Origin of the sequence: Myxococcus sp. AB036A (assembly GCF_006547355.1) — a bacterium.
Lineage (GTDB): Bacteria > Myxococcota > Myxococcia > Myxococcales > Myxococcaceae > Myxococcus > Myxococcus virescens.
Window position 1 is genome coordinate 21,831 of sequence record NZ_VHLC01000078.1, and the last position, 21,457, is coordinate 43,287.

A 21,457-nucleotide genomic window follows, 5' to 3' on the forward strand; every position below is an offset into this window, starting at 1 on the left:
ACATGAGCCACCAGCCCAAGCCACTCTCCGAAGTGGAGCACATCAAGACCCAGAGCCGCCTGCTCCGGGGCAGTCTGGCGGAGAGCCTGGAGGACCCGGTGACGGGCGGCCTCGCCGCGCCGGACACCAACCTCATCAAGTTCCACGGCAGCTATCAGCAGGACGACCGCGACGTGCGCGAGGAGCGGCGTCAGCAGAAGCTGGAGCCCGACTACAGCTTCATGCTCCGCACCCGCCTGCCTGGAGGTGTGTGCACACCGGCCCAGTGGCTGGTGATGGACGCCCTGGCGCGCGAGCACGCCAACCACACGCTGCGCATCACCACGCGGCAGGCCTTTCAGCTGCACGGCGTCATCAAGGATGACCTCCGGCCCACCATCGCCCGCATCAACGAAGCGATGATGGACACGCTGGCCGCCTGCGGCGACGTGAACCGCAACGTGCTGTGCAACCCCAATCCGGTGGACTCGCGCGTCCACGAGACGGTGTACCAGTGGGCGGTGCGCATCTCCGAGCACCTGCTGCCGAAGACGCGCGCCTACTACGAAGTCTGGCTGGGGAAGGAGAAGGTGGCCGGCGGTGAGGACGAGCCCATCTACGGCGCCACGTACCTGCCCCGGAAGTTCAAGGCCGCCGTGGCGGTTCCGCCCCTCAACGACGTGGATGTCTTCGCGCAGGACCTGGGCTTCATCGCCATCATCGAGGGCGACGCGCTCGTGGGCTTCAACGTCTCCGTGGGCGGCGGCATGGGCGCCACGCATGGTGACGCGGCCACCTATCCCCGGCTGGCTGACGTCGTCGGCTTCATCCCGCCGGAACAGACGCTCGCCGTCGCCGAGGAGGTGGTGAAGATTCACCGCGACTTCGGGAACCGCACCAACCGCAAGCACGCGCGCCTGAAGTACGTCCTGGAGGAGCGCGGCGTTCCCTGGTTCACGGCGGAGCTGGAGAAGCGGCTCGGCTTCCCGCTCCAGCCAGCGCGCCCCTTCGCTTTCGAGCACAACGGAGACCGCTTCGGGTGGACGGAGGGCCATGACGGCCGGTGGCATCTGACGTTGCACCTGGACAGCGGCCGCGTGGCGGACCGGCCCGGCGCCCCGCACTTGACGGGCCTGCGGGAGATTGCGCGCATCCACACCGGGGACTTCCGGCTCACGGCGAACCAGAACCTCGTCATCGCGGGTGTGACGCCCGAGGCTCGCGACGCCATCGGCGCGCTGGTGACGGCGCACGCGCTGGACAGCTTCCGCAGCGCCAGCCCGGTGCACCGCAACGCGCTGGCGTGCGTGGCGCTGCCGACGTGCGGGCTCGCCATGGCGGAGGCGGAGCGCTACCTGCCCACCTTCGTGGGACGGCTGGAGGACCGGCTGCGGGCGCATGGCCTGCAGGACGCCAACCTGCTGCTCCGCATCACCGGATGCCCCAACGGCTGCGCGAGGCCGTACCTGGCGGAGGTGGGACTCGTGGGCAAGGCGCCAGGCCGCTACAACCTGCACCTGGGCGGAGATGCGCGAGGCCAGCGCCTCAGTCATCTCTACAGGGAGAACATCGACGAGGACGCCATCCTCGCCGCGCTGGAGCCATTGTTCGAAGGCTACGCACGCGAACGTCAGCCCGGTGAAGGCTTTGGCGACTTCGTGGTGCGCGCTGGCCACGTCCCCAGCCCAGCCGTTCCGCCTCGGCCGTCCTGAGCCAACGCGGCCCGCGCGCGTTCACTCGCCCGCGTCCCGCACCGCGGTGAGGAGCAGGTCGTACTTGCCGCCCAGGAACGTGCGGAAGCCGTGCTGGTGCAGATAGCGACGGTAGAAGGACAGGTCCTTCACCAGCAGCGATAGGTCGGGCTCGCGCAGGTTCCGCACCCGCGCGCCATAGACGACCTCACCGTCCCGGAAGCGGGAATTCGGGAAGCCCAGCAGCAGCGCCGAGCGCGGCTCCAGGTGCTCCTGCACCAGCCTGCGCAGCAGTGCATGGTCATCCACGCCGGGACTCTGCAACGTGCCCACCGACACCACCAGGTGGAAGCGTCCCAGGTCCTCCGGCAGCGCGTTGAGGTCGGCGACGACGAAGCGGTGCCGAGCATCGGGGAAGCGGGCACGAGCCTCTTCGATGGCGCTGGCGCTGTGGTCCACCCCCACGAAGCGCACATCCGGGGCCTCCTCCAGCCACGAGAACGCCGCCAGCTCATCCCCACGATTGACACCCAGGTCGAGCACGCGGCCTGACTCCGGCAACCGGATGCGCCCAAGCGCTTCGAGCCACGGCAGCAGGAAGCCCGCGTCCTCCAGCTTGCGCAGGCGCGCGAACGCGGAGGCCGCGCCATAGCGTTCTTGCGGTGACACCGCTTCGTCCGCCTGGCCTCCCGCGTGCCAGGGCGCCTCGGGCCCCAGCCGCTCGAAGGTCAGCGAGATGTGCGTCGCATCCACCGCGCGGGGCGTGAGCAGCCGGCACGCGAGCCCCTCCGCCAGGTCGCACCAACTGCGCAGGGGCCGATGGAGCAGCGCGCCGGACGGGCCCACCCGCTCGCCGGGGTAGCACCCCCTGCCCAGGTCCGGGTCTGGCACCTCGATGGTGACAGGCCCCGCCCCGAGCGATGCCAGCAAGTGCCGATGGATGTGGGTCAGGGGCTCGGCATGGAAGCGGCGAGGGTGCGCAGCGGACTCGGTGGGGCTCGACATGATGGGGCGGAGCCTAGCGCGGCACCTGTCCTGTTCCATGGCTTCCGCGCCGTGCACAATCTCCCCAATCGAAGGCCCGTACCGCGTGGCGGTGGTCGCCGTCGCGAACCTGACCGTTTGCGGCGCTCGCCGAACGGTTGGCCGTGCCAGAGCCCGTGGTGCCACCATCCCGCGTGGGTGCGTTCTCGAACGCGTCCGGACTCTTCAAGTGGCGTGACAGCAAGTCACACACGTGTCCCCCTTCCGTGACAGCGGTGGCTGGGGAAGTCCCGTGCGGGCAAGGCGTCCAGAGTGAGCGCAGCCCCACTCAGGCCCTGGCCTCGTGCTTGCTCAAGGGCCGCGTGTCACTCCTGAACCCAAAGGCACTCGGCCATGGCCACCCCACTCCGGAAGCACTTCTGGCTCGTCACGACGACATTCATCGCACTCGCCATGCTTCTCCTGGCGAGCACGACGAACCTGCTCGTGGAGTTCGCATTCACTCCCCGCATTTCAAACATGCGGGATGAGCAAGCCTCGCCGGCCGAGGCTGCCTCACGCGCCCGCGCGGCATTGGAAGGCAGTCGTCTGGCAAAGCTCACAGGACTGACCCTCGACAAATCGCCGGAGCCGCTGCCGCCCTCGGGTGGCGGCACGGCCATGAACACGTCCCTGCGGTTGAAGCTGCTCGGCACCCTGGTGGCGCATGACTCGCAGTGGTCGCTCGCCTCGCTCGAGGACCTCGACGCGAAGCGCATCCGCAGCGTGATGACCGGTGACGACCTGCAGGGCGCTCGCGTCGTCTCCATCGAGCGCGAGCGCATCACCTTCCTGGTGGACGGCCGGGAGGAGTTCATCCACGCCGACCGCCATGGCGGCGTCTCACACGCGCCCTTCCTGGCGAACGCCGCGCCCGCGCAGACGGGCATCCGCACGGTGGGTGAGCACACCTATGAGGTGTCCCGCCGCGCTGTCGAAGACGCGCTTGCCAATATGGACGGCCTGCTCACCCAGGCCCGCGTGGTGCCTGCCTTCCGCGACGGCAAGCCCGAGGGCTTCAAGGTCTTCTCCATCAAGAAGGGCTCCCTCTACGAGCAGCTCGGCATCCAGTCTGGTGACGTGCTCCGGCGCGTCAATGGCATCTCGCTCGACGCGCCCGACAGAGCCCTGGAGGCCTTCATGCTGCTACGGGGCGCTTCGCACCTCGAGCTCGACATCGAGCGAGGAGGGGGCCAGGTCCGCAAGGTGTACGACGTGAAGTGATTGCCGTACGGCCCTTCAGCTCCGGGCCAGTGCCGCCGCGAGCCGGGGGAGCGCATCCCCTGCCCGCGCCTCCAGGTGCACGTCCGCGAGCTCCACGCCCCGGCACTCTCCCAGGTTGAGGATGGCGATGGGCATGCGACGCTCGGACGCGCGCACCAGGAAGCGGTAGCCGGAGAAGATGGCCAGCGAAGAGCCCACCACCAGCAGCGCGTCGCCCTCCTCCAACAGGGCGAACGCCGACGCCACGGTGGGAACCGGCACGTTGTCTCCGAAGAAGACGACGTCCGGCTTGAGCGTGCCACCACACGCCAGGCACGCAGGGACCTGGAAGGAAGACAACTGCTCGGAGGTCAGGTCCGCGTCACCGTCCGGACGCAGCTCCAGCACCTCGAGGGAGAAGCCAGGGTTGAGCGACAGCAGCCGCGCCTGCAATGCCTCGCGCGCCTCCTGCGCGCCGCACGCCAGGCACCGGACCTGGGCCAGCGCGCCATGCAGCTCAATCACCCGCGAGCTACCAGCGGCATGGTGAAGCCCGTCCACGTTCTGGGTGATGAGGCCTCGGACATGGCCCGCCTGCTCCAGCTCCGCCAGCGCCGCGTGCGCCGCGTTGGGCCGGGCCGAGGAGAAGCGCGGCCAGCCCCTCAGGCTTCGCGCCCAGTAGCGCGCCCGGACCTCGGGGCGCGTGAGGAACTCGCGATGCTGAATGGGATTGCGCGCCCGCGCCCGCGTCCCGGGCCCCCGATAGTCGGGGATGCCTGACTCGGTGCTGCACCCCGCCCCGGTGAGCACCACCGTGCTGCGGCGCGTGAGCAATGAGACCAGCGCCTCCATGCTCGGAGCGAGGCTGGGAACAGGCAAGGCATCGTGCGGGGCAGTCATCGCGGCCTACATATTAACCGCGCGTCCCTGGCCGCGCCGAACGTCCGCCCTCGCCTGGGACCTCCCGGGCGCACACCTGCCCCCACCCACTCTGGCAGGCACGCCTGCCAGCCCGGCCAGCGGGGTGCTCACGCGCTCCGGGCGGAAGACAGCCTGCGCAGGAACGTCGGCGCGACGAGGAAGATCAAGAGCAGCCGTCCCACCTGGACCGCCAGCACGACGGACAAAGTGGCACGCGTGCCCAGCGCGATGGCCAGCACGGAGTCAGCGCCGCCTGGAGACGTCGCGAAGTAGGTGGTGAGCAGGTCCACGCCCGTGGCGGCGGACCAGCCCCACGCCAGCAGCAGACACCCCACCACCATCGCCACCGAGGCCGCCAGTGCGACGTGAGCGACGCGCTTCAGATCCTGCACCGCCGAGGCATCGAACTGGCTGCCCACGCGCACGCCCAGCACCCACAGGCCCAACGGGAGGAGGCCCGGAGGCCACGCGCCCACCGGCAGGCCCAGCGCCGTGAGGGGGATGCCCAGCAACACGGGCCCCAGGAAGGCACCGGCCGGCAGCTTCAAGCGCAGCCCCAGGAAACTGCCCACGACGGACACTCCCGCCGTCGTCAGCCATGCCCACAACGGTGGCGGCGAGCCCGGCAGGTCCGCCGCGCGGGCCACCGCCACGTCCGGCGTATCCCCCACCCACCGCCCCACCACCACGGCCACGAGAATCACGATGCACAGGCGCATGAACTGGAAGAGCGTCACCAGCCGCGCGTCCGCGCCCAGCTCGTCGCTCAGCGCCACCATCGCGGACGCGCCCCCCGGCATCAGCCCCAAGGTGGCGGTGCGCGAGTCCAGGTAGCCCAGCTTCGCGCACACCCACGCCACGCCCTGCGCCACGGCCACCACGCCCACCACGGCGCCCAGTGACACGGCCCAGCTTTCCGCGAGCGCGCTCCAGGCCTCCGGAGAGAAGGACGAACACAGCGCGCCCCCCAGCACCGAATGCGCCACCAGCAGCCCCCGGCGCGGCACCGGGACGTGCACGGACAGCGTCAGCGACGCGGCGATGGACACCACCATCGCCCCCAGCAATGCCCCGGCAGGCAGGTGGACGAGCTCCGCGAGTCCAGCGGCGAGCAGCGTCGCCACGGTGACGGCCACCACGCGGCGTGAGCGGCGTCCAGGCGCGGAGTCATTCGTCATCACGGCGCCGAACGTACCAATGAAGGATGGGACATGCGCCGGGTATCCGCCGAGGAAAGCCCCGCACGCTTACCCGTGCTAGACGCCCTCCTCATGCGATGCTGGCAATGGAAGTCCTTCCAGGAGCTGTCCCTCGACGAGCTGTACGACGTGCTCGCCCTGCGACAGGAAGTCTTCGTGGTGGAGCAGCGCTCCATCTACCAGGACGTGGACGGTTTCGACCGGAGCGCGGAACACCTGCTGCTCCACACGGAGTCGCAGGGTACCCGGCTGCTCGCCGGGTACTTGAGGGTGCTGCCTCCCGGTGTGAAGTATCCCCAGGAGAGCAGCCTGGGCCGCGTGGTGACGTCGCCCCGCGCACGGGCCCAGGGGCTGGGGCGCGAGCTGGTGGCGCGTGGCCTTGCCCGGCTGGACAGCCTGTACCCACAGGCCGCCGTCCACATCGGGGCCCAGCACTACCTCCAGCGCTTCTACGAAGACTTCGGATTCCAGACGCAGGGCGACGTCTATGACGAGGACGGCATTCCCCACATCGACATGGTGCGGCCAGCGGGCGGGACACGCTGACGCCGGGCCACGGCCAGCGCTCGCCGCTATGTCCCGGGTGGTCAGACGTTACATGGCCCATGCGCCGGGGACCGCGCCCCGGCCGAGGAGACGACCCGACTTGCGCCACGACCTCGCGATGGGGGCACTGCTTGCACTGCTCTCCACCACCCAGCTCGCGTGCGTCGTGGGCCCGCGCTTCACCACGTGCCCGGGTGAAGGCGGCCGGCCCTGGCTGCGCCTGGACAGTGACCACTACACGCTGCACACGGACCTCCCCGCCGAAGAGGCCCGCGAGGCCATGCAGCGCCTGGAGCGGACCCGCGCCGCCATCCTCACGTCGATGTGGCCGCAGTCCCTGGGCCAGCAGATGGCGAAGCTGGACGTCTACGTGCTTCAGAACCCGCGCGAGTTCGAGGGCCTCTACCCACGCCGCGTGCGCGCCTTCTTCTTCCGCTCCGACAGCGAGGCACTCATCGTCCTGTCGGGACGGCCCGGCACTTGGGAGCAGACCTTCTCCGGAATGTCCCTGGCGTCCTCATCCTCACTGAACCACGAACTCGCCCACTACCTGAGCGCCTATCCACTCTCTCGTCAGCCCCGCTGGTTGTCCGAGGGCCTGGCCGAGTACCTCGAAACGCTGCGCCTCTCGGAGGATGGACAGACTGCTGTCGTTGGCGTGCCGCACTGGACGGCCATCGCGCAAATGACGTCCTGGCTCGACGGCGTCCGGCGGGACGTGGCACGAGGCTGGACGATGCAGCGAGTCCTCCAGTGGGACCGAACCCTGGAGGCTCGCGAGCAAGACCAGGCCGTTGGCACGAACTACGCAGGGAGCTGGCTGCTGGTGCATTGGCTGCTGAATGAGCGGCCCCAGCCCTTCGCCGAATACCTGGCGCTGCTCAACCAGGGAGTCGCCCCTGAGCAGGCACTCGCGCGGGCGCTGCCCGAGCTGATGTCCCCCTCGCTCGACGGCGTGCTCTACGACTACCTGCGCAACCGCCGTTTCGTGCAGCGAACCGTCTCCGTGCCGTCCGTGGGAACGGCCTTCGTCGAGGAGTACCTCGATGACGCCCAAGTCCATGCCATCCGCGCCAGGCTCGCCGCGCTGGGGGCACACCTGGCGCATCGGGAACCCTTCATCACCAACCGCCAGAAGGTGGCGAGGGACGAACTCGACGAGGCGCTCCGGCTGAACCCCACGGGACTCCTGGCGCTGTCCGCGAAGCTGCGCGGCGCGCCACCGTCCGAACAGGTGGCCATTGGCCGAAGCATCGTGGAGGCCCATCCCCACGAGAGCGAGGCGTGGCTGCTGCTGGGCATGGCGCTGCGGCACGCCCCCGCCGCGGAAGAGGAGCGCGAGGCCACCTATCGCGAAGCCCTGCGGCTCGATCCGCGCAACGCCAACGCGGCGCGTGAGCTGGCGTGGATGCTCATCAACCAGGACCGGAGCGAGGAAGCCCTGCCGCTGGCGCGCTGGGCCGTGGCGCTCGCGCCGTGGAGCCCCAACGCCCTGGACACGCTGGCCCTGGCGCTGGCCGGCACCGGCGCCTGCGAGGAGGCACGGCAGGCGGAGCACCGGGCCCTGGAGTTCATCCAGGAGGAAGGCGCACCGGAGCTGGAGAACCTGCTCCGCCAGCGCATCGCCGGGCTCGAGGACGGCACCCTTTGCGTGGCGTCCCCGCCCGGCACCTGAAGCACGGAGGCTGGCGATGGGCCGACAACACTTCCCGGACGCAGTCTGTCGCGTACCTCACGCGCCGGGGGGCTGGGGCGGCCGGCGACTTCGTGGACCCATGACGCAATGCGCGTCCATGGCTTTCCTGCGAGGCCATGAGCCAGTTCACTCACATCGTCGACAATCCCTTCACCGGCGACGTCGCCGCTTCGGTCGAGCCCACGTCGCCCGCGAAGCTGGACACCGTGCTGGAGCGAGCCCGCGCCGCGTCGCGCGCGCTGCGCGCCCTGAGCGTGGCGGAGCGCGTGAAGCTGGTGCTGCGCGCGTGCGAGGCGATGGAGAAGAACACCGACGCCATCGCACGGGACATCACCCGGCAGATGGGCAAGCCGCTGTCCCAGGCCCGGGGTGAGGTGGGCGGCATGGCGGGACGCCTGCGTCACATGGCCGCCATCGCCGAGGAATCCCTGGCGGACATCGTCCTGCCGCCCAAGGACGGCTTCGAGCGGAGAATCGCGAAGGAGCCGCTGGGCGTGGTGCTGGACCTGCCCGCCTGGAACTACCCACTCCTCACCGCGGTGAATGCCATCGCGCCCGCCGTGCTCGCGGGCAACGCGGTCATCGTGAAGCACTCACCGCGCACGCCCCTGTGCGGTGGCCACTTCGCGCGCGCCTTCGCCGAAGCAGGCGCGCCCGACGGCGCGGTGCAGGCCATCTTCCTGGACTACCCAGGCACGGAGCAGCTCGTCGGTGACGCGCGGGTGGACCACGTCCTCTTCACGGGCTCGGTGCTCGGCGGCCACAGAATGCAGACGGCCGCGCGTGAGCGATTCCTCCACATGGGCCTGGAGCTGGGAGGCAACGACCCGGCCTACGTCGCGCCGGACTGTGACTTCGACAAGACGGTGGAGAACATCGTCGACGGTGCCATGTACAACGCGGGGCAGAGCTGCTGCGCCGTGGAGCGGGTGTACGTGCACCGCTCGCTGTACGAGCGCTTCATCACCGCCGCGGAGCCACTCGTGCGCGCCTACGTGCTGGGCGACCCGGAGTCCGAGCGGACGACGATGGGCCCCATCGCCCAGCCCTGGCACCCCGCCGAGCTGCAGTCCTTCGTCCAGGATGCCATGAGCCTGGGCGCACGGCTCGTCACGGGTGGCCGCGCGGCACAAGTGGAAGGACGGGGCCGGTTCTTCGAGCCCACCCTGCTCCGCGACGTGTGCCACCAGGCGCGGCTGATGCGCGAAGAGTCCTTCGGGCCACTGCTGCCCATCGCGCCGGTGGACTCGGATGAGGAGGCCCTGGCGCTGATGAATGCCTCGCGGCTGGGCCTCACCGCGAGCGTGTGGACATCCGACCGGGAGCGCGCGGACCGGCTGGCGCGGCAACTGGAAGCGGGCACCGTCTACATGAACCGCTGTGACGCGCTGGACCCCGCGCTGCCATGGAGCGGCGTGAAGGACTCCGGACGCGGCGTGACGCTGAGCGCGCTGGGCTTCGACGCCCTGACGCGGCCCAAGGCGCTCCACTACCGCCTGCGTTTCTGACGCGCGGCTACAGCTTGCGCAGCCTCACCCGCTTCACCTTGTGGTCGGGGCCCTTGAGGAGGATGAGGCGCGCGCGCGAACGGGTGGGCGCGATGTTCTGGGCCAGGTTGGGCCCGTTGATTTCACCCCACACCGACTCGGCGAGCTGAATCGCCTGCTCGTGGTTCAGCTCGGAGAACCGGCGGAAATAGCTGCGCTCGTCGCGAAACGCCGTCTGCTGGAGCTTGAGGAAACGGTTGACGTACCAGCGGCGGATGTCGTGCTCGTGCGCGTCCACGTAGATGGAGAAGTCGAAGAAGTCGGAGAGGAACGTCGCCGGCATCTGCTTCCCCTCCTGCGCCCCGGCCTGGAGGACGTTGAGCCCTTCCAGGATGAGGATGTCGGGCTGGCGGACCACCTGCGCCTCACCGGGCACCACGTCGTAGACGAGGTGCGAATACACCGGCGCCGCCACCTCCGCGCGTCCGGCCTTCAGCTCCGCCAGGAAGCGCACCAGGGCGCGCCGGTCGTAGCTCTCCGGGAAACCCTTGCGCTTCATCAAGTCGCGCTCGGTGAGGACGTCGTTGGGGAAGAGGAACCCGTCCGTCGTCACCAACTCCACGCGCGGGTGGTCCGGCCACCGCTTCAGCAGCGCCTGGAGGATGCGCGCCGTCGTGCTCTTGCCCACCGCCACGCTCCCCGCGATGGCGATGATGTACGGCACCTTCTGCGCCGAACCTCCCAGGAAGGCTTGCTGCTCCGCCCACAGCCGCTGCGCCGCGGCCACCTGCAGGTTCAGCAACCGGGACAAGGGCAGGTAGACGTCCACCACCTCGTCCAGGTCGAGGTGCTCTCCCAGGCCCCGCAGTCCATCAATGTCCTCGGACTTCAGCGGCAGAGGCGTAGCGGCACGCAGCGCCCGCCAGGCCTCCCGTTCCAGGTCGATGAACATGGATGGGGACAGACCGGTGGCTAAGGCCATGGATTCCACTCCAGGAGATGAACATCCTAGCCGCCGCGTAGCACAGCCGAGACATTCACGCTCGGACGTTCAGGTGCCAGCCGCAGGATCCCACCCGTAGAAGCGCTTCAGCTCCTCATAGAGCTCCGGCGTCTTCTCCTGCATTTGCCGGGGTTTCTCGAAAAACGACTCGGTGGCCACCGCGAAGAACTCGGCCTCGTTGAGCCCACCGTAGTCATCCAGCACCTGCCGTTCCCGGCGCTGGCCCTGCTGAAGCTTGTGGAAGTGCTCGCTCATCACCGCGCTCCAGGCCCGGTAATGCGAATACGCGCGCAGGTTGGGCGTGCCATCGAAGGCGCCGTCGGCCCGGTCCAACACGTGGGCGAACTCATGCGTGGCGGTGTCGTGACCATCGCCGGGGTTGCGCAGCCCCGCGAGCACCGACTCCCACGAGAGGATGACGGAGCCCCAGTTCTTCGCCTCGCCCAGCACCCCTCCCGTGCGGTCCGGGATTCGGAAGGCGCTGGGATAGACGATGACCTCCCGCAGCCGGTCGTAATACGACAGGCCCAGGTGCACCACGAGCTGCACCGCGGTGGCGGATATCACCACGCGAATCTCGTCGGTGACCTCCAGGCCGCCGGCGCCGATGAACTCCTTCTCCCACGCGAACACCTTGAGCTTGTCCAGGAAGGACTGCCGCAGCTCCGGGGAGAGGGTGCGGAAGAAGGGCACGCGCGCGTCGAGGTAGCCCAGCCAGGCCTCCGGAAAGGGGCGGCGAAGCAGTCGCCGACGCCGGAACTGGCGGATGAAGGAGAACATGCGCCCTGGCATAGCAGACGTGTACGGCGCGAGGAGCACCTCCCGGGGCGAAACTGGAGGTAGATTGCACCTCGCGGGCCCGGCCGGCAGCCCCTTTCACGGACGTGCAACGAGTGATGAGCAGACGCGTGTGGGTTCGATGCGCGGCGCTGGGGCTGAGCCTCCTGGCGTCCCAGGCACCGGCGCAAATCACGGAGTCAGACCCGGTCGTCGAGGAAGTGGTGGTCCGCGGACCGGAGAAGACCCAGCCGGACACGGTGCGCGCCTATGCGCGTGTGGGGGAAGGAGACCCGCTCACGCTCGAGGACCTGGCCAAGGTCGAGCGGCGGCTGGTCGCCACGGGCCTCTTCCAGGAGGTGAAGGTCAGCTACGAGCCTTCCGGGCCGGGCCGGGTGCGGCTGATTCTGGAGGTGGAGGACAAGGCCTCCTGGGTGGTGGCGCCCACCTTCGTGCTGCAATCCGACAACGTCGGCGGCGGCGTGCTGTACGCGGAGAACAACCTCTGGGGCCGCAGCAAGAAGTTCGCGACCGCGGCCCAGGTGAGCACGGCGGAAAGCGGCATCTTCGCGGGCTTCCTGGACCCGAACCTCTTCGGGCTGCCCCAGCTCCGCTTCAGCCTGGAAGGCCAGCTTCGCAGCGACCGGGTAGATGAGTACCAGGCCGGCTCCGGCCAGCGGCGTCCCGAGGTGGTGCGACGGACGCGGATGAACTCCGCGTCCATCGCCGGAGAGCTGGGCTTCCTGCTGTTCGAGCGCGTCCGCGCGGCGGCCAAGTACCGGCTGATGTCCATCGACGCGAAGTCCCCCGACACCTCCGAGGAGGTGACGACGCCCGCGTTCTCCCTGGGCCCGTCGCAGCAGGATGCGTCCCTGCGGCTGATGGTGGGCATCGACACGCGGCAGAACCTGCACGCGGTGATGGAGGGCCTCAACCTGGAGGCTTCCTACGAGCGCTCCAATCCCAGCGTCGGCAGTGACTTCCGCTACGAGCGCTTCGGACTGCTGTACCGCCATGGCCTGCGGCTGGTGGGTGAACACAATCTGGTGCTGCGCGGCGAGGCCGTGGCGGGGGTGGACCTGCCGTTCCATCAGGAGTTCGTGATGGGCGGCAATTCACTGCGCGGCTTCGTCTACCGCCAGTTCCGGGGCGACACGCGCCTGTCCTTCACCGCCGAGTACCACTTCCCCCTCTTCACGGTGAACCCGCTGTCCTTCCGCGGCGTCGCCTTCTCCGACACGGGGATGATGATGTGGCGCAAGCTGCCCGGGGACCGGGAGTTGCGGGACGTCAATGGGCGCGTGGTGCGCAGCTACCTCCCGGACGCGGCAGGCGGGCTGGGGAACGCCACGGTGGCCCAGGGCGTGGGCGCCGGCCTGCGGCTGTACCTGCGCAACATCGTGCTGCCCCTGGTGGGCGTGGACGCGGCCTACAGCGTCAACTCGGGCGAGTTCCGCTTCTATCTGGTGGCGGGGGTGAATCCGTCCTAGGGACGACACGTCAGGCGGCCCCGCGGTGGGGCGTCGGGTGCGGCGCGCCATGCCTCCATGTCATGAGGACATGCGCGTCTCCCCTCCCCGCTTCCCGCGAGTCCGCCATGTCCGACGAACGCTTCACGACCAGCCGCGAGGTCTACCACCGCATCCAGTGGGACCCGCGGTTCGACCCCCGCGAGTTCACCATCGGCTACGACGCCCATGGTGAGACGCGCGAGGAGATGCCATTCGCGGCCTTCGTTCCAGATGGCGAGATTCCCTGGCACCGCGTCTGGTACTTCAAGCGGGGCCACCAGGTGGTCTGGGACCGCGAGCAGCGCTTGGACCTGCTGAATTCGCCGCAACCTCCGCCCGGGTAGCGCGTTGAAGGGGTACGGAGGCGAAAATCACGAGCATGTTGCGAACCCTTCGCGGAGGTGAAGCCCCTCATCCGGGCGGCGCTGGCCCCCTGAACCAGCGGCTATCCGTCGAAGCGCCTCCGCCGCAGGTCCAGCATCCACGCCTCCAGCGCGGCCACGGCCTCGTCGGGCGGAGACTCGGGCAGCACCGAGTCCGCCCGCGCGGCTTCGAGCACCTCGAATGCGCGGGACACCTCACCGCGCCACCGCTCGCTCAGGGCCTCCGGAAGCTCGCTTTTCTCCCCGCGCAGCTTCTGCTCCACCAGGGCATGGGCCTCCGCGAAGCCGTACTGCGACAGCAGCTCCGTGACGTCCGTCTCCACCACGCCGGTCCGCAGCGCATGGGTCCCCGTCAACGTGGTGCGCAGCACGTAGAGCAGCCGCTTCGCCGAACGGAAGCCGCTCTTCTCCCACTCGCGCAGCTGTCCCTGGGCAAAGCCGTTGTAGTGCCGGTACATCTTGCGCGACAGCACCGCGCGCACCAGCGGACGCAGCGACTCCAGTTCCGGAGACACGCGCAGGGGAATGGCCCCCAGCACCCGCTCCAGGTAGTTCCCATTGCCTTGCAGGATGCCCTGGAGCACCGGCAGCAGTTCGTTGGACGAGTAGTCCACCTCCACACCCTCCAGCACCTCCAGTCGCTCCGTGGGGACGTGCACGGGCTGCAGCGTCAACAACGCCGCGGTATTCGCGACGTGGATGGACTTCAGGTCCAGGTCGCTGTCCGGCGAGGGGAAGCCATAGGCGTGCGCTCCGGACAGGGAGACGACCAGATGCGTGCGGTGCCGGGACTCCTCATCCAGCACCCGGTCCGCCATCGCGCGTTGATGTTCCGTCAAGGTGCCCTTCATTCCGAATCCCTCCACCCCATGGCCGGGGCCTCCGGCGCGTCACGTCCCAGCGGCCCGGGTTCCTTCAGCACCCAGCGCCGCGCCAGCTCCTCGCCCACGCGCCGCAGCAACCGGTCCGCGCGCTCGAAGTCCGGATGCTCCGGCAGACGGCTCTCCCGGTGCGCGGCCTCCAGGTCCGGCGCAAGGGCCTCCGCGTCCCGCAGCACGTCCTCCAGCGGCACGCGGCCCGCCTTGATGTCCAGCAGCCGCGCCTTCAGTGCGCCAGAGGCTTCGAAGACGGGCGTGCCCTCGCGCAGCCATCCAGTCGCCGTGGCCACCAGCCTCAGCAGGTTGTAGGCGTTCTTCGGGCGCAGCTCGCGCGCGGAGGGAGGCCGTTGACCGCCGCTTCGCGCATAGGCGGTGAGCGCCTTGAAGTCGTTGGCCGCCAGCAGCCCCTGGTCCCAGAGCGAGCGATAGAGCTGCTTCACGTAGGTCTTCGCCGCCAGTAGCGCGTCCTGCGCCGACGGCGCCTCGCGGGGCGACACGGCCGACAGCCGGCGCGCCACCTCGTCCAGGTCCGGCGCGGGCTCCTCGCACAGCCATTCGAGCAGCAGGTCCCGATGCTCCGCCAGTCGCTGGCTGCGCGTGAGCTTGTCGAGCTGGCTCATGGCATAACGCCCGAAGCTGCCGAACAGGGCCTTGGACACGAAGGCGTCGCGCTCCGCCAGGAGCCACTCGCCCACCGGGTCCAACGCCTTCGCGCCCGGCACGAAGAGCGTCTCCAGCGTGTTCGGGTCCGCGCGGAGCGCCTGCTCCACCGCCTTGTGGACCTCCCAGTACGTGGTGCTGCCATCCGCGCTCACCAAATCCCTGGGCGCGTCCACCAGTCCGAACCGCCAGGGGAGCGGCAAGGCGAACACGCCGCGCACATCCACGTCCGAGCGCTCGTCGGCGAGCCCCCATGCATGGCTGCCCACGCGCGTCTCCAGCACCACACACGGCGTCAGCGCGCTCCAGGCCGCCTCGCGGCGCTGGGCGAACTGCACCTGCCCCGGGCGCCGGGGCACCAGTTCGTCCCGCGCGAACCACACCTCCCCCACGCCGACAATCTGCACGTCGAAGCCGCCGTCATGCGCGCGGACCACACGGCCCACGACGCCCTGCGGAATGCGGCGGCCTCCCGAGGCCAGGCGCTCCACGCGCGTCGTCACCTCGGTGCCGTGGGGCAACGGCACCGACAACCGGTCCACCTGCTCCAGCCCCCGGATGCGCGCGCCGCCCGGGGAGGGAGCCTCCGTCGATGAATCACTCATGGGGTCGTCACCTCTCGAATCAGTGCGAAAGCCGCCCAGGGACGGCGGGACGAGTGCCCCCCTGACCCGACCCGAGGCGGGCCTCAGCGCCGGGTAGACGCCGCCGCATCACGGCCCAGCTCCGCCGCCAGCCGCTCGTCAGGGTCCGGCCGCTTGTCGCGCAGGGTGACGAACTCCTCGGCCGCGGTGGGGTGGATGCCCACGGTGGCATCGAGCTGCTTCTTGGTGACGCCACACTTCACCGCCACCGCCAGTCCCTGGATGATTTCCGGCGCGTCCGCCCCCACCATGTGACAGCCGAGCACGCGGTTGGACTCGCGCTCCACGACCACCTTCATCATGGTGCGCTCGTTGCGCCCGCTCAGGGTGTGCTTCATGGGGCGGAAGCTGGTGACGTAGATGTCCAGCTTCCCATGGCGCTCCCGCGCCTCCTGCTCCGTCAGTCCCACGGAAGCCACGGGCGGCTGGCTGAAGACAGCCGACGGTACGTTGGAGTGGTCCATCTGCGTCGGGTTATCGTTGAAGAGCGTCTCCGCCAGGGCACGCCCTTCTGAGATGGCCACCGGCGTGAGGTTGATGCGGTCGGTGATGTCGCCCACCGCATAGATGCTCTCCACCGAGGTGCGGGACCACGCGTCCACCACCACCGCGCCGCGCGCGTCCAGTGTCACTCCCACTTCCTCCAGTCCCAGTCCCCCCGAGTTGGGAACGCGCCCGGTGGCGAACAGCACCGCGTCCGCCTCCACCGTCTCGCCCCCTCCCGTCAGCAGGCTCACCCCACCCTCGGCGCGCTTTTCGATGTCCCGGATGAAGGTGTCCGTCATCAGCTCGATGCCCTTCTTGCGCATCTCGTCCGTGAGGAAGGAGCGGACGTCGTCATCGAACCCGCCCAGCACGCTGGCGCCGCGAATCAACATCGTCACCTTGGAGCCCAGCCCGTGGAAGACGCCCGCCAGCTCCACGCCGATGTACCCGGCCCCGACGACGGCCAGCCGCCGGGGCAGCTCGGGGAAGGACAGCGCCTCATCGGAGGTGATGGCGTGCTCGATGCCGGTGATGTCGGGCGGAAGGTAGGGCCGCGAGCCGGTGGCAATCAGGATGCGCTCGGCCGTGTACAGCTTTCCGGCCACCTCCACCGTGTGCGGGTCCACCACGCGCCCGCGCCCTTCCAGCAGCGTCACGCCCGAGTCGCGCAACAGGCGCGCATACACGCCACGCAGCCGGTCCAACTCCTTGTCCTTGGCGGCCAGCAGCTTGCTCCAGGTGAACAGCGGCTCCTGGACCGTCCAGCCATAGCCCTCCGCGTCCTGGAACTCCTCCCGGAAGTGCGCGCCGTACACCAGGAGCTTCTTGGGCACGCAGCCACGGTGGACACACGTGCCGCCCACGTCGCGGTCCTCACACAGCGCCACCCGGGCCCCGTGTGCCCCGGCCCTGCGGCTGGCCGCCACACCGCCAGAGCCGCCGCCAATGGTGAACAGGTCGAAGTCGTATCGGGCCATGCGTTTTGACTCTCCTCGGTGGCATTCGCGAATGAGCCTGAAGAGATAGCGCTCGGATGGGGCGTCGCGCACGGTCGACGTGCGCCTCCGCCGCGTAATCCGGGTCGCCCCACTCGCCGCGTGTCAAGCGCCGGACAGGGCCAGGACGCTGTCCCGCAGGCGGCCCAGCAAGAGCCGCGTCACTTCCAGCTCCGCCCGGCACCGCTCGAGCCGCTCGGGCATGTCCTCCAGCAGCCCGGAGTCCGCCTGCAATTCGATGTCGCGGGCCTGCGACTCCAGTGCGCTGGCGCCGAACCAGGCCGCGTTCGATTTGAGCGTATGCGCCGCCCGGCCCAGGTCGTCCGCGTGCCCACGCACCAGCGCCGAGTACGCGTCCTCCAGGAGCGCCGGCATGCTGTGCAGCGCGGTGTCGATGAGCTCGGGGAGAATCTGCGCCGCCTGCGCCCCCAGCTCCGCCCACAGCCGGGCGAGCGCGGCAGACTCCAGGCCCGGGATGCGCGCCGCGTCCGGCAGGCCTTCCATGACTGTTTGCAGCGGCGTCAGCGCGACCGCGCCGCTCGCGACCCGCCGCTCCGGCGCCACCTCCGAACGCCGGGGCTGGCAGCGCAGCAGCGCCGCCGTCAGCGCCTCCACGCGGATGGGCTTGCCCAGGAAGTCATCCATGCCCGCCGAGAAGCACTGCTCCCGGTCGGAGTCCATGGCGTTGGCCGTCATCGCGATGACCCAGGGCTGCGCCTTGGGCGGCAGTTCCTGGCGGATGCGGCGCGTGGCCTCCAGGCCGTCCATCTCCGGCATCTGCAGGTCCATGAGGACCGCGTCGTAGCGCTTCTGGGACAACGCCTGCAGCGCCTGGCGTCCGTTCAGCGCCACGTCAGCGCGGTAGCCGAGCCGCTCCAGCACGAGCAGCGCCAGCTTCTGATTGGTGGCGTTGTCCTCCACCAGGAGGATGTCCAGCGGCACGGTGTCCCCCGGCCGCTCCTCCGGAAAGGGCCCCGCTTGCGAGGGCCGCGTCTGCCGGGGCTCCGGGAGCTGGGGAAGGTGCTGCGAGAAGCACGACACCAGCGCGTCGTAGAGCTGCGAGTCCTTCAGCGGACGCGACAACACGGCCGCGAACAGGCCCTCGGGGGGATTGCCCCGCCGGCCCGGCGTCGACACCAGCACCAGGGGAAGGGCCCGCGTCTCATCGCGCTGCCGGATGCGCTCGGCCAGCGCGGTGCCATCCAGCCCCGGCATGTGGTGGTCGATGAGCACCGCGTCGAACGAAGCCCCCGCCTCGAGTTGGGCGAGCGCCTCCATCCCCGACGCGGACTCCACGGGCACCAGGCCCCACGCCTGGAGCTGCCGGCCCAGCAACCTGCGAAACAGGGCGTTGTCATCCACGACGAGCACGCGCCGGCCCTGCAGTAGCCCCTGCTCCTGGCGCGGCTGCACCGCGTAGGCCTGTGGCGCAGCCTGGGCGCGCAGGGTGAAGCGGAAGGTGGTGCCTTGTCCGGGCACGCCCTCACTCTCCACCCAGATGGTGCCGCCCATGGCCTCCACCAGCCGCTTGGAGATGGCCAACCCCAGCCCCGTGCCACCAAAGCGCCGCGATACGGAGGCATCCAACTGGTTGAACGGCTGGAACAGCCCGGTGCGCCGGTCGTCGGGAATCCCGGGGCCGGTGTCCTGCACGCTGAAGGTCAGCTCCCAGTCCGCCGCACCCTCCGCGCCGCCCAGGGCCAATCCCTCCACGCTCACCACCGCGCCGCCGTGCTCGGTGAACTTGAGCGCGTTCCCCACCAGGTTGAGCAGCACCTGGCGGAGGCGCGACGCATCGCCCACCAGCATCTGCGGCAGATGCGGCGCGAGGTCACACCCCAGGTCCAGCCCCTTCTCGCTGGCGCGCACGGCCATCAGGTCCAGGACGGACTCCACGCACTGGCGCAAGTCGAAGGGCCGCAGCTCCGCCTCGAAGCGACCGGCCTCGATTTTGGAGAAGTCCAGTACGTCGTTGAGCAACGTCAGCAGCGCCTCGCTGCTCTGCCGGATGGTGGCGACGAAGTCGCGCTGCTCTTCCGTCAGCGCCCGGTCCAGGAGCAGGCCCGTCATGCCGATGATGGCGTTCATCGGCGTGCGGATTTCGTGGCTCATGGTGGCCAGGAACAGACTCTTGGCCTGATTGGCCGCCTCCGCCGCCTTGCGTGCCCGTTCGAGGTCGGTGATGTCGTGGTAGATGGCGATGAAGCCGAGCTGCCGCCCGCCCACCGACACCGGCAGCGCCCGCAGCTCCACGTCCACCACGCTGCCATCCTTGCGGACCCGCCGGGTGACGGAGCGCAGCCGCCCGCGCTGCACGACCTCGCGCGACGCCTGCTCCGCTTCCGGGAGGACGGTGGGCTCGGTGGCGACCAGTTCGAAGATGTGCTTGCCGAGCGCTTCCGCTGGCGAATATCCGAACAGGCGCGTGGCCTCGGGGTTCCACGACAGCACGCGAAACTGGCGGGTGATGGTGATGATGGCCACCGGGCTGTTGATGACCACCGCCTCGAAGAACTCCTTCTGCTGCCGGAGCGAGGCCTCCACCTCCAGGCGGGCCGTCATGTCATGGAGCTGCAAGACCCAGCCCCCGTCCTCTTCTCCGGACAGGGGCAGCGTCACCACCCGCAGGTAGTGCGCGGGGCCGGAGCCGCCCGGGCGATGTCCAGCCAGCTCCGTCTCGCGTAGGGCGGCATCGGCGGGAACCCGGGGCTCGGGAGGACGCCAGCCGGGCAGGAGCAGCCCCACCGGCTGCCCCACGAGTCTGCCACGCGGCCCGAAGATGCGTTCCGCGGCGCGGTTGACCTCCACGATGCGCTGCCCAGCATCCAGCACGAGCACCCCATCCCGCGAGTGCTCGAAAATCGCTGCATGTGCGCTTGACGCCAGGTCAGCCACCCTTCCCCCTGCCACGAGAATGAAGGCCCGCTCGGACCGCATCATGCCAGACGCGCGCGCGGACCAAGTCGGTGTTGCGACGAGCCGTCAGCGGCTGTTCCACCAGGCCTTGAACTCGTTCCAGGAAATCTTCCCGGTGCGGTCCGTGTCGACGATGTCGACGGCGATTTCCAACTCCTCGTCGGAGATGTTCTGCCCCAGCGCCTCCAGCAAGCGCGCGAACTCCGCACGGTCGATGGTGCCGGTCCGGTCGCGGTCGTACCGCTGGAAGATGTCGAGCACCTCGTCGCCGGAGCTGGTGAACTCGTCCACCGCGGCGTGGACGGGCGCCAGGGGCTGGAGCCCCGCGGACGTCGTCTCCACCTGCTCGACGAAGGGCGCCCCTGTCGTGGGCCGCTCACGCCGGGACTTGGAGGTCCGCCGCGTCGCCGCCTTGCGCGTGGTGGCCTTCTTCGCGGGGGGCTTCCTGGCCGCTGCCTTCTTCGCCGTCGTCTTCTTCGCGGGGGCCTTCTTCGCCGCCGCCTTCTTCGCCGTGGTCTTTTTCGCCGTCGTCTTCTTCGTGGTGGTTTTCTTCTTCGCGGTGGTCTTCTTCGCGCCGCGCGCCTTGCCAGCCGCCTTCTTCGGCGTGGCCTTCTTCGCCGTCGCGGTACGCCGGGATGACTTCTTCGCAACAGCCGTCTTGCGTGACTTCGTCGCCATGATGAACCCCTCCCTGGACGGCGCGCATCGTAGCGCTCCCTCGTTCGGGTCCAAGCATCGGCGCGCGCCCCAACCCACCCATTATGGGGTGCGGCCTCCGTCCCCTGGCGAACGCGGACCGTGGGGAGGGCCTGGAATCAAGCCCAAAACATGGTCCAAGATGACCCACCCCGCGCATTCAAAGCCCAGGCTACCCTGGAACCCCGGGAGGCAAACTGCTAGCAGGCCGTCCGCCAGCCTTCTTGACTGCTTGCCGCACTGTGTTGGTAGCAAGAAGGGCCCGCGAGATGTTCACATGCCGCCGTGCGCCGCGAACAGGGCCGCCCGCACGCTCGCTACTGCGCCGCCAATCCTGCCCGGCCCCCACTGGAACCCCGCGTCGGAATGAATGACTCGCTAGAGACCCTCCTGGCCGATGGCATCATCGAAGCCATCATCGGCCAGCTGAAGACGGGCAAGGAGGCCGAGGTATGGCTGGTCCAGCATGCCGGCCAGGTGGTCGCGGCCAAGCTGTACAAGGAGCGCCACGAGCGCAACTTCCGCAACAACGCGGGCTACCGGGAAGGCCGCGAGGTGCGCAACTCGCGCACGCGCCGCGCCATGGAGAAGGGCAGCCGCTTCGGCCAGAACGCCGCCGAGGACGCCTGGAAGAGCGCGGAGTCTGACTCGCTCTACAAGCTGCACGCCCAAGGGGTGCGCGTGCCCACGCCGGTGCTGTTCTACGAGGGCATCCTCCTCATGGACTGTCTCTTATACAATCTCCGAGCCCACGAGACGCTCA

At 69.5% G+C, this 21,457-nt stretch carries 18 protein-coding genes; 8 read left to right on the forward strand and 10 right to left on the reverse strand.

Annotation, left to right across the window (positions count from 1 at the left end):
- The first annotated feature begins 2 nt into the window (after window positions 1-2).
- The gene (cysI, locus tag FL344_RS27050; RefSeq protein ID WP_141620561.1) at window positions 3-1,691 is read left to right on the forward strand and encodes an assimilatory sulfite reductase (NADPH) hemoprotein subunit; all 1,689 of its coding nucleotides are present in this window, start codon (window positions 3-5) and stop codon (window positions 1,689-1,691) included.
- A 21-nt stretch (window positions 1,692-1,712) separates the two neighbouring features.
- Here cysI and FL344_RS27055 read toward each other — a convergent pair whose 3' ends face one another.
- Complete coding sequence (locus tag FL344_RS27055) at window positions 1,713-2,675, reverse strand: trans-aconitate 2-methyltransferase (protein ID WP_194863269.1); 963 nt, start codon at window positions 2,673-2,675, stop codon at window positions 1,713-1,715.
- Window positions 2,676-3,047: 372 nt separating this feature from the next.
- Here FL344_RS27055 and gspC point away from each other — a divergent pair, with 372 nt between their 5' ends.
- A complete protein-coding gene (gspC, locus tag FL344_RS27060) occupies window positions 3,048-3,917 on the forward strand; it encodes a type II secretion system protein GspC (RefSeq protein ID WP_141620563.1) in 870 nt (289 codons plus the stop codon).
- A gap of 15 nt (window positions 3,918-3,932) precedes the next feature.
- On the opposite strand, the gene FL344_RS27065 is transcribed toward gspC, so the two are convergent.
- Both FL344_RS27065 and FL344_RS27070 read right to left on the reverse strand, forming a co-directional pair.
- The gene (locus tag FL344_RS27065) at window positions 3,933-4,796 is read right to left on the reverse strand and encodes an NAD-dependent protein deacetylase (protein WP_141620564.1); all 864 of its coding nucleotides are present in this window, start codon (window positions 4,794-4,796) and stop codon (window positions 3,933-3,935) included.
- 128 nt (window positions 4,797-4,924) lie between these two features.
- A complete protein-coding gene (locus FL344_RS27070; protein WP_228565409.1) occupies window positions 4,925-5,995 on the reverse strand; it encodes an AbrB family transcriptional regulator in 1,071 nt (356 codons plus the stop codon).
- A gap of 93 nt (window positions 5,996-6,088) precedes the next feature.
- On the opposite strand from FL344_RS27070, the gene FL344_RS27075 reads away from it, so the two are divergent.
- The 3 genes from FL344_RS27075 to FL344_RS27085 all read left to right on the forward strand — a co-directional run bounded on the left by FL344_RS27075 (window position 6,089) and on the right by FL344_RS27085 (window position 9,766).
- Window positions 6,089-6,562 (forward strand): GNAT family N-acetyltransferase, encoded by a 474-nt coding sequence (locus tag FL344_RS27075; protein WP_194863270.1) that lies wholly within the window; start codon window positions 6,089-6,091, stop codon window positions 6,560-6,562.
- 100 nt (window positions 6,563-6,662) lie between these two features.
- Entirely contained in the window at window positions 6,663-8,237 is a 1,575-nt protein-coding gene (locus tag FL344_RS27080; protein WP_141620566.1) for a DUF1570 domain-containing protein, read from the forward strand.
- 137 nt (window positions 8,238-8,374) lie between these two features.
- A complete protein-coding gene (locus FL344_RS27085; RefSeq protein WP_141620567.1) occupies window positions 8,375-9,766 on the forward strand; it encodes an aldehyde dehydrogenase family protein in 1,392 nt (463 codons plus the stop codon).
- Between the two features lie 7 nt (window positions 9,767-9,773).
- On the opposite strand, the gene coaA is transcribed toward FL344_RS27085, so the two are convergent.
- Entirely contained in the window at window positions 9,774-10,727 is a 954-nt protein-coding gene (gene coaA, locus FL344_RS27090; protein WP_141591208.1) for a type I pantothenate kinase, read from the reverse strand.
- A gap of 69 nt (window positions 10,728-10,796) precedes the next feature.
- The gene (locus tag FL344_RS27095) at window positions 10,797-11,528 is read right to left on the reverse strand and encodes a M90 family metallopeptidase (protein WP_194863271.1); all 732 of its coding nucleotides are present in this window, start codon (window positions 11,526-11,528) and stop codon (window positions 10,797-10,799) included.
- Window positions 11,529-11,644: 116 nt separating this feature from the next.
- Here FL344_RS27095 and FL344_RS27100 point away from each other — a divergent pair, with 116 nt between their 5' ends.
- Together FL344_RS27100 and FL344_RS27105 are read left to right on the forward strand one after the other, a co-directional pair.
- Window positions 11,645-13,015 carry a BamA/TamA family outer membrane protein gene (locus FL344_RS27100; RefSeq protein WP_228565406.1) on the forward strand — a complete coding sequence of 457 codons (1,371 nt, stop codon included), beginning with the start codon at window positions 11,645-11,647 and terminating at the stop codon, window positions 13,013-13,015.
- A 107-nt stretch (window positions 13,016-13,122) separates the two neighbouring features.
- On the forward strand, window positions 13,123-13,380 hold the full coding sequence (locus FL344_RS27105; RefSeq protein ID WP_171410160.1) for a DUF504 domain-containing protein: 258 nt from the start codon (window positions 13,123-13,125) through the stop codon (window positions 13,378-13,380).
- 101 nt (window positions 13,381-13,481) lie between these two features.
- On the opposite strand, the gene FL344_RS27110 is transcribed toward FL344_RS27105, so the two are convergent.
- From FL344_RS27110 to FL344_RS27130, 5 genes are all read right to left on the reverse strand, one after another.
- Entirely contained in the window at window positions 13,482-14,270 is a 789-nt protein-coding gene (locus tag FL344_RS27110; protein WP_194863272.1) for a nucleotidyltransferase domain-containing protein, read from the reverse strand.
- Complete coding sequence (locus FL344_RS27115) at window positions 14,267-15,562, reverse strand: nucleotidyltransferase domain-containing protein (RefSeq protein WP_141620570.1); 1,296 nt, start codon at window positions 15,560-15,562, stop codon at window positions 14,267-14,269. The genes FL344_RS27110 and FL344_RS27115 overlap by 4 nt, the downstream gene beginning before the upstream one ends.
- 83 nt (window positions 15,563-15,645) lie before the next feature.
- Window positions 15,646-17,064, reverse strand: a complete 1,419-nt coding sequence (gene gor / locus FL344_RS27120; RefSeq protein WP_141620571.1) for a glutathione-disulfide reductase — start codon at window positions 17,062-17,064, stop codon at window positions 15,646-15,648.
- A gap of 123 nt (window positions 17,065-17,187) precedes the next feature.
- Window positions 17,188-20,022: a response regulator gene (locus tag FL344_RS27125; RefSeq protein WP_141620572.1), complete on the reverse strand. Its 2,835-nt coding sequence runs from the start codon at window positions 20,020-20,022 to the stop codon at window positions 17,188-17,190.
- Window positions 20,023-20,064: 42 nt separating this feature from the next.
- Entirely contained in the window at window positions 20,065-20,754 is a 690-nt protein-coding gene (locus tag FL344_RS27130) for an EF-hand domain-containing protein (protein ID WP_141620573.1), read from the reverse strand.
- A 306-nt stretch (window positions 20,755-21,060) separates the two neighbouring features.
- Here FL344_RS27130 and FL344_RS27135 point away from each other — a divergent pair.
- A partial coding sequence (locus tag FL344_RS27135; RefSeq protein WP_305021774.1) for an RIO1 family regulatory kinase/ATPase occupies window positions 21,061-21,457 on the forward strand: 397 nt, incomplete at its 3' end.

Excerpts from the sequence above, each read along its gene's own strand:
- gor (WP_141620571.1), bottom strand. The coding sequence starts at position 17,064 with ATGGCCCGATACGACTTCGACCTGTTCACCATTGGCGGCGGCTCTGGC.
- FL344_RS27055 (WP_194863269.1), bottom strand. The coding sequence starts at position 2,675 with ATGTCGAGCCCCACCGAGTCCGCTGCGCACCCTCGCCGCTTCCATGCC.
- FL344_RS27070 (WP_228565409.1), bottom strand. The coding sequence starts at position 5,995 with ATGACGAATGACTCCGCGCCTGGACGCCGCTCACGCCGCGTGGTGGCC.
- cysI (WP_141620561.1), top strand. The coding sequence starts at position 3 with ATGAGCCACCAGCCCAAGCCACTCTCCGAAGTGGAGCACATCAAGACC.
- gspC (WP_141620563.1), top strand. The coding sequence starts at position 3,048 with ATGGCCACCCCACTCCGGAAGCACTTCTGGCTCGTCACGACGACATTC.
- FL344_RS27085 (WP_141620567.1), top strand. The coding sequence starts at position 8,375 with ATGAGCCAGTTCACTCACATCGTCGACAATCCCTTCACCGGCGACGTC.
- FL344_RS27105 (WP_171410160.1), top strand. The coding sequence starts at position 13,123 with ATGTCCGACGAACGCTTCACGACCAGCCGCGAGGTCTACCACCGCATC.
- FL344_RS27065 (WP_141620564.1), bottom strand. The coding sequence starts at position 4,796 with ATGACTGCCCCGCACGATGCCTTGCCTGTTCCCAGCCTCGCTCCGAGC.
- FL344_RS27125 (WP_141620572.1), bottom strand. The coding sequence starts at position 20,022 with ATGATGCGGTCCGAGCGGGCCTTCATTCTCGTGGCAGGGGGAAGGGTG.
- coaA (WP_141591208.1), bottom strand. The coding sequence starts at position 10,727 with ATGGCCTTAGCCACCGGTCTGTCCCCATCCATGTTCATCGACCTGGAA.
- FL344_RS27095 (WP_194863271.1), bottom strand. The coding sequence starts at position 11,528 with ATGTTCTCCTTCATCCGCCAGTTCCGGCGTCGGCGACTGCTTCGCCGC.
- FL344_RS27115 (WP_141620570.1), bottom strand. The coding sequence starts at position 15,562 with ATGAGTGATTCATCGACGGAGGCTCCCTCCCCGGGCGGCGCGCGCATC.
- FL344_RS27075 (WP_194863270.1), top strand. The coding sequence starts at position 6,089 with ATGCGATGCTGGCAATGGAAGTCCTTCCAGGAGCTGTCCCTCGACGAG.
- FL344_RS27100 (WP_228565406.1), top strand. The coding sequence starts at position 11,645 with ATGAGCAGACGCGTGTGGGTTCGATGCGCGGCGCTGGGGCTGAGCCTC.
- FL344_RS27110 (WP_194863272.1), bottom strand. The coding sequence starts at position 14,270 with ATGAAGGGCACCTTGACGGAACATCAACGCGCGATGGCGGACCGGGTG.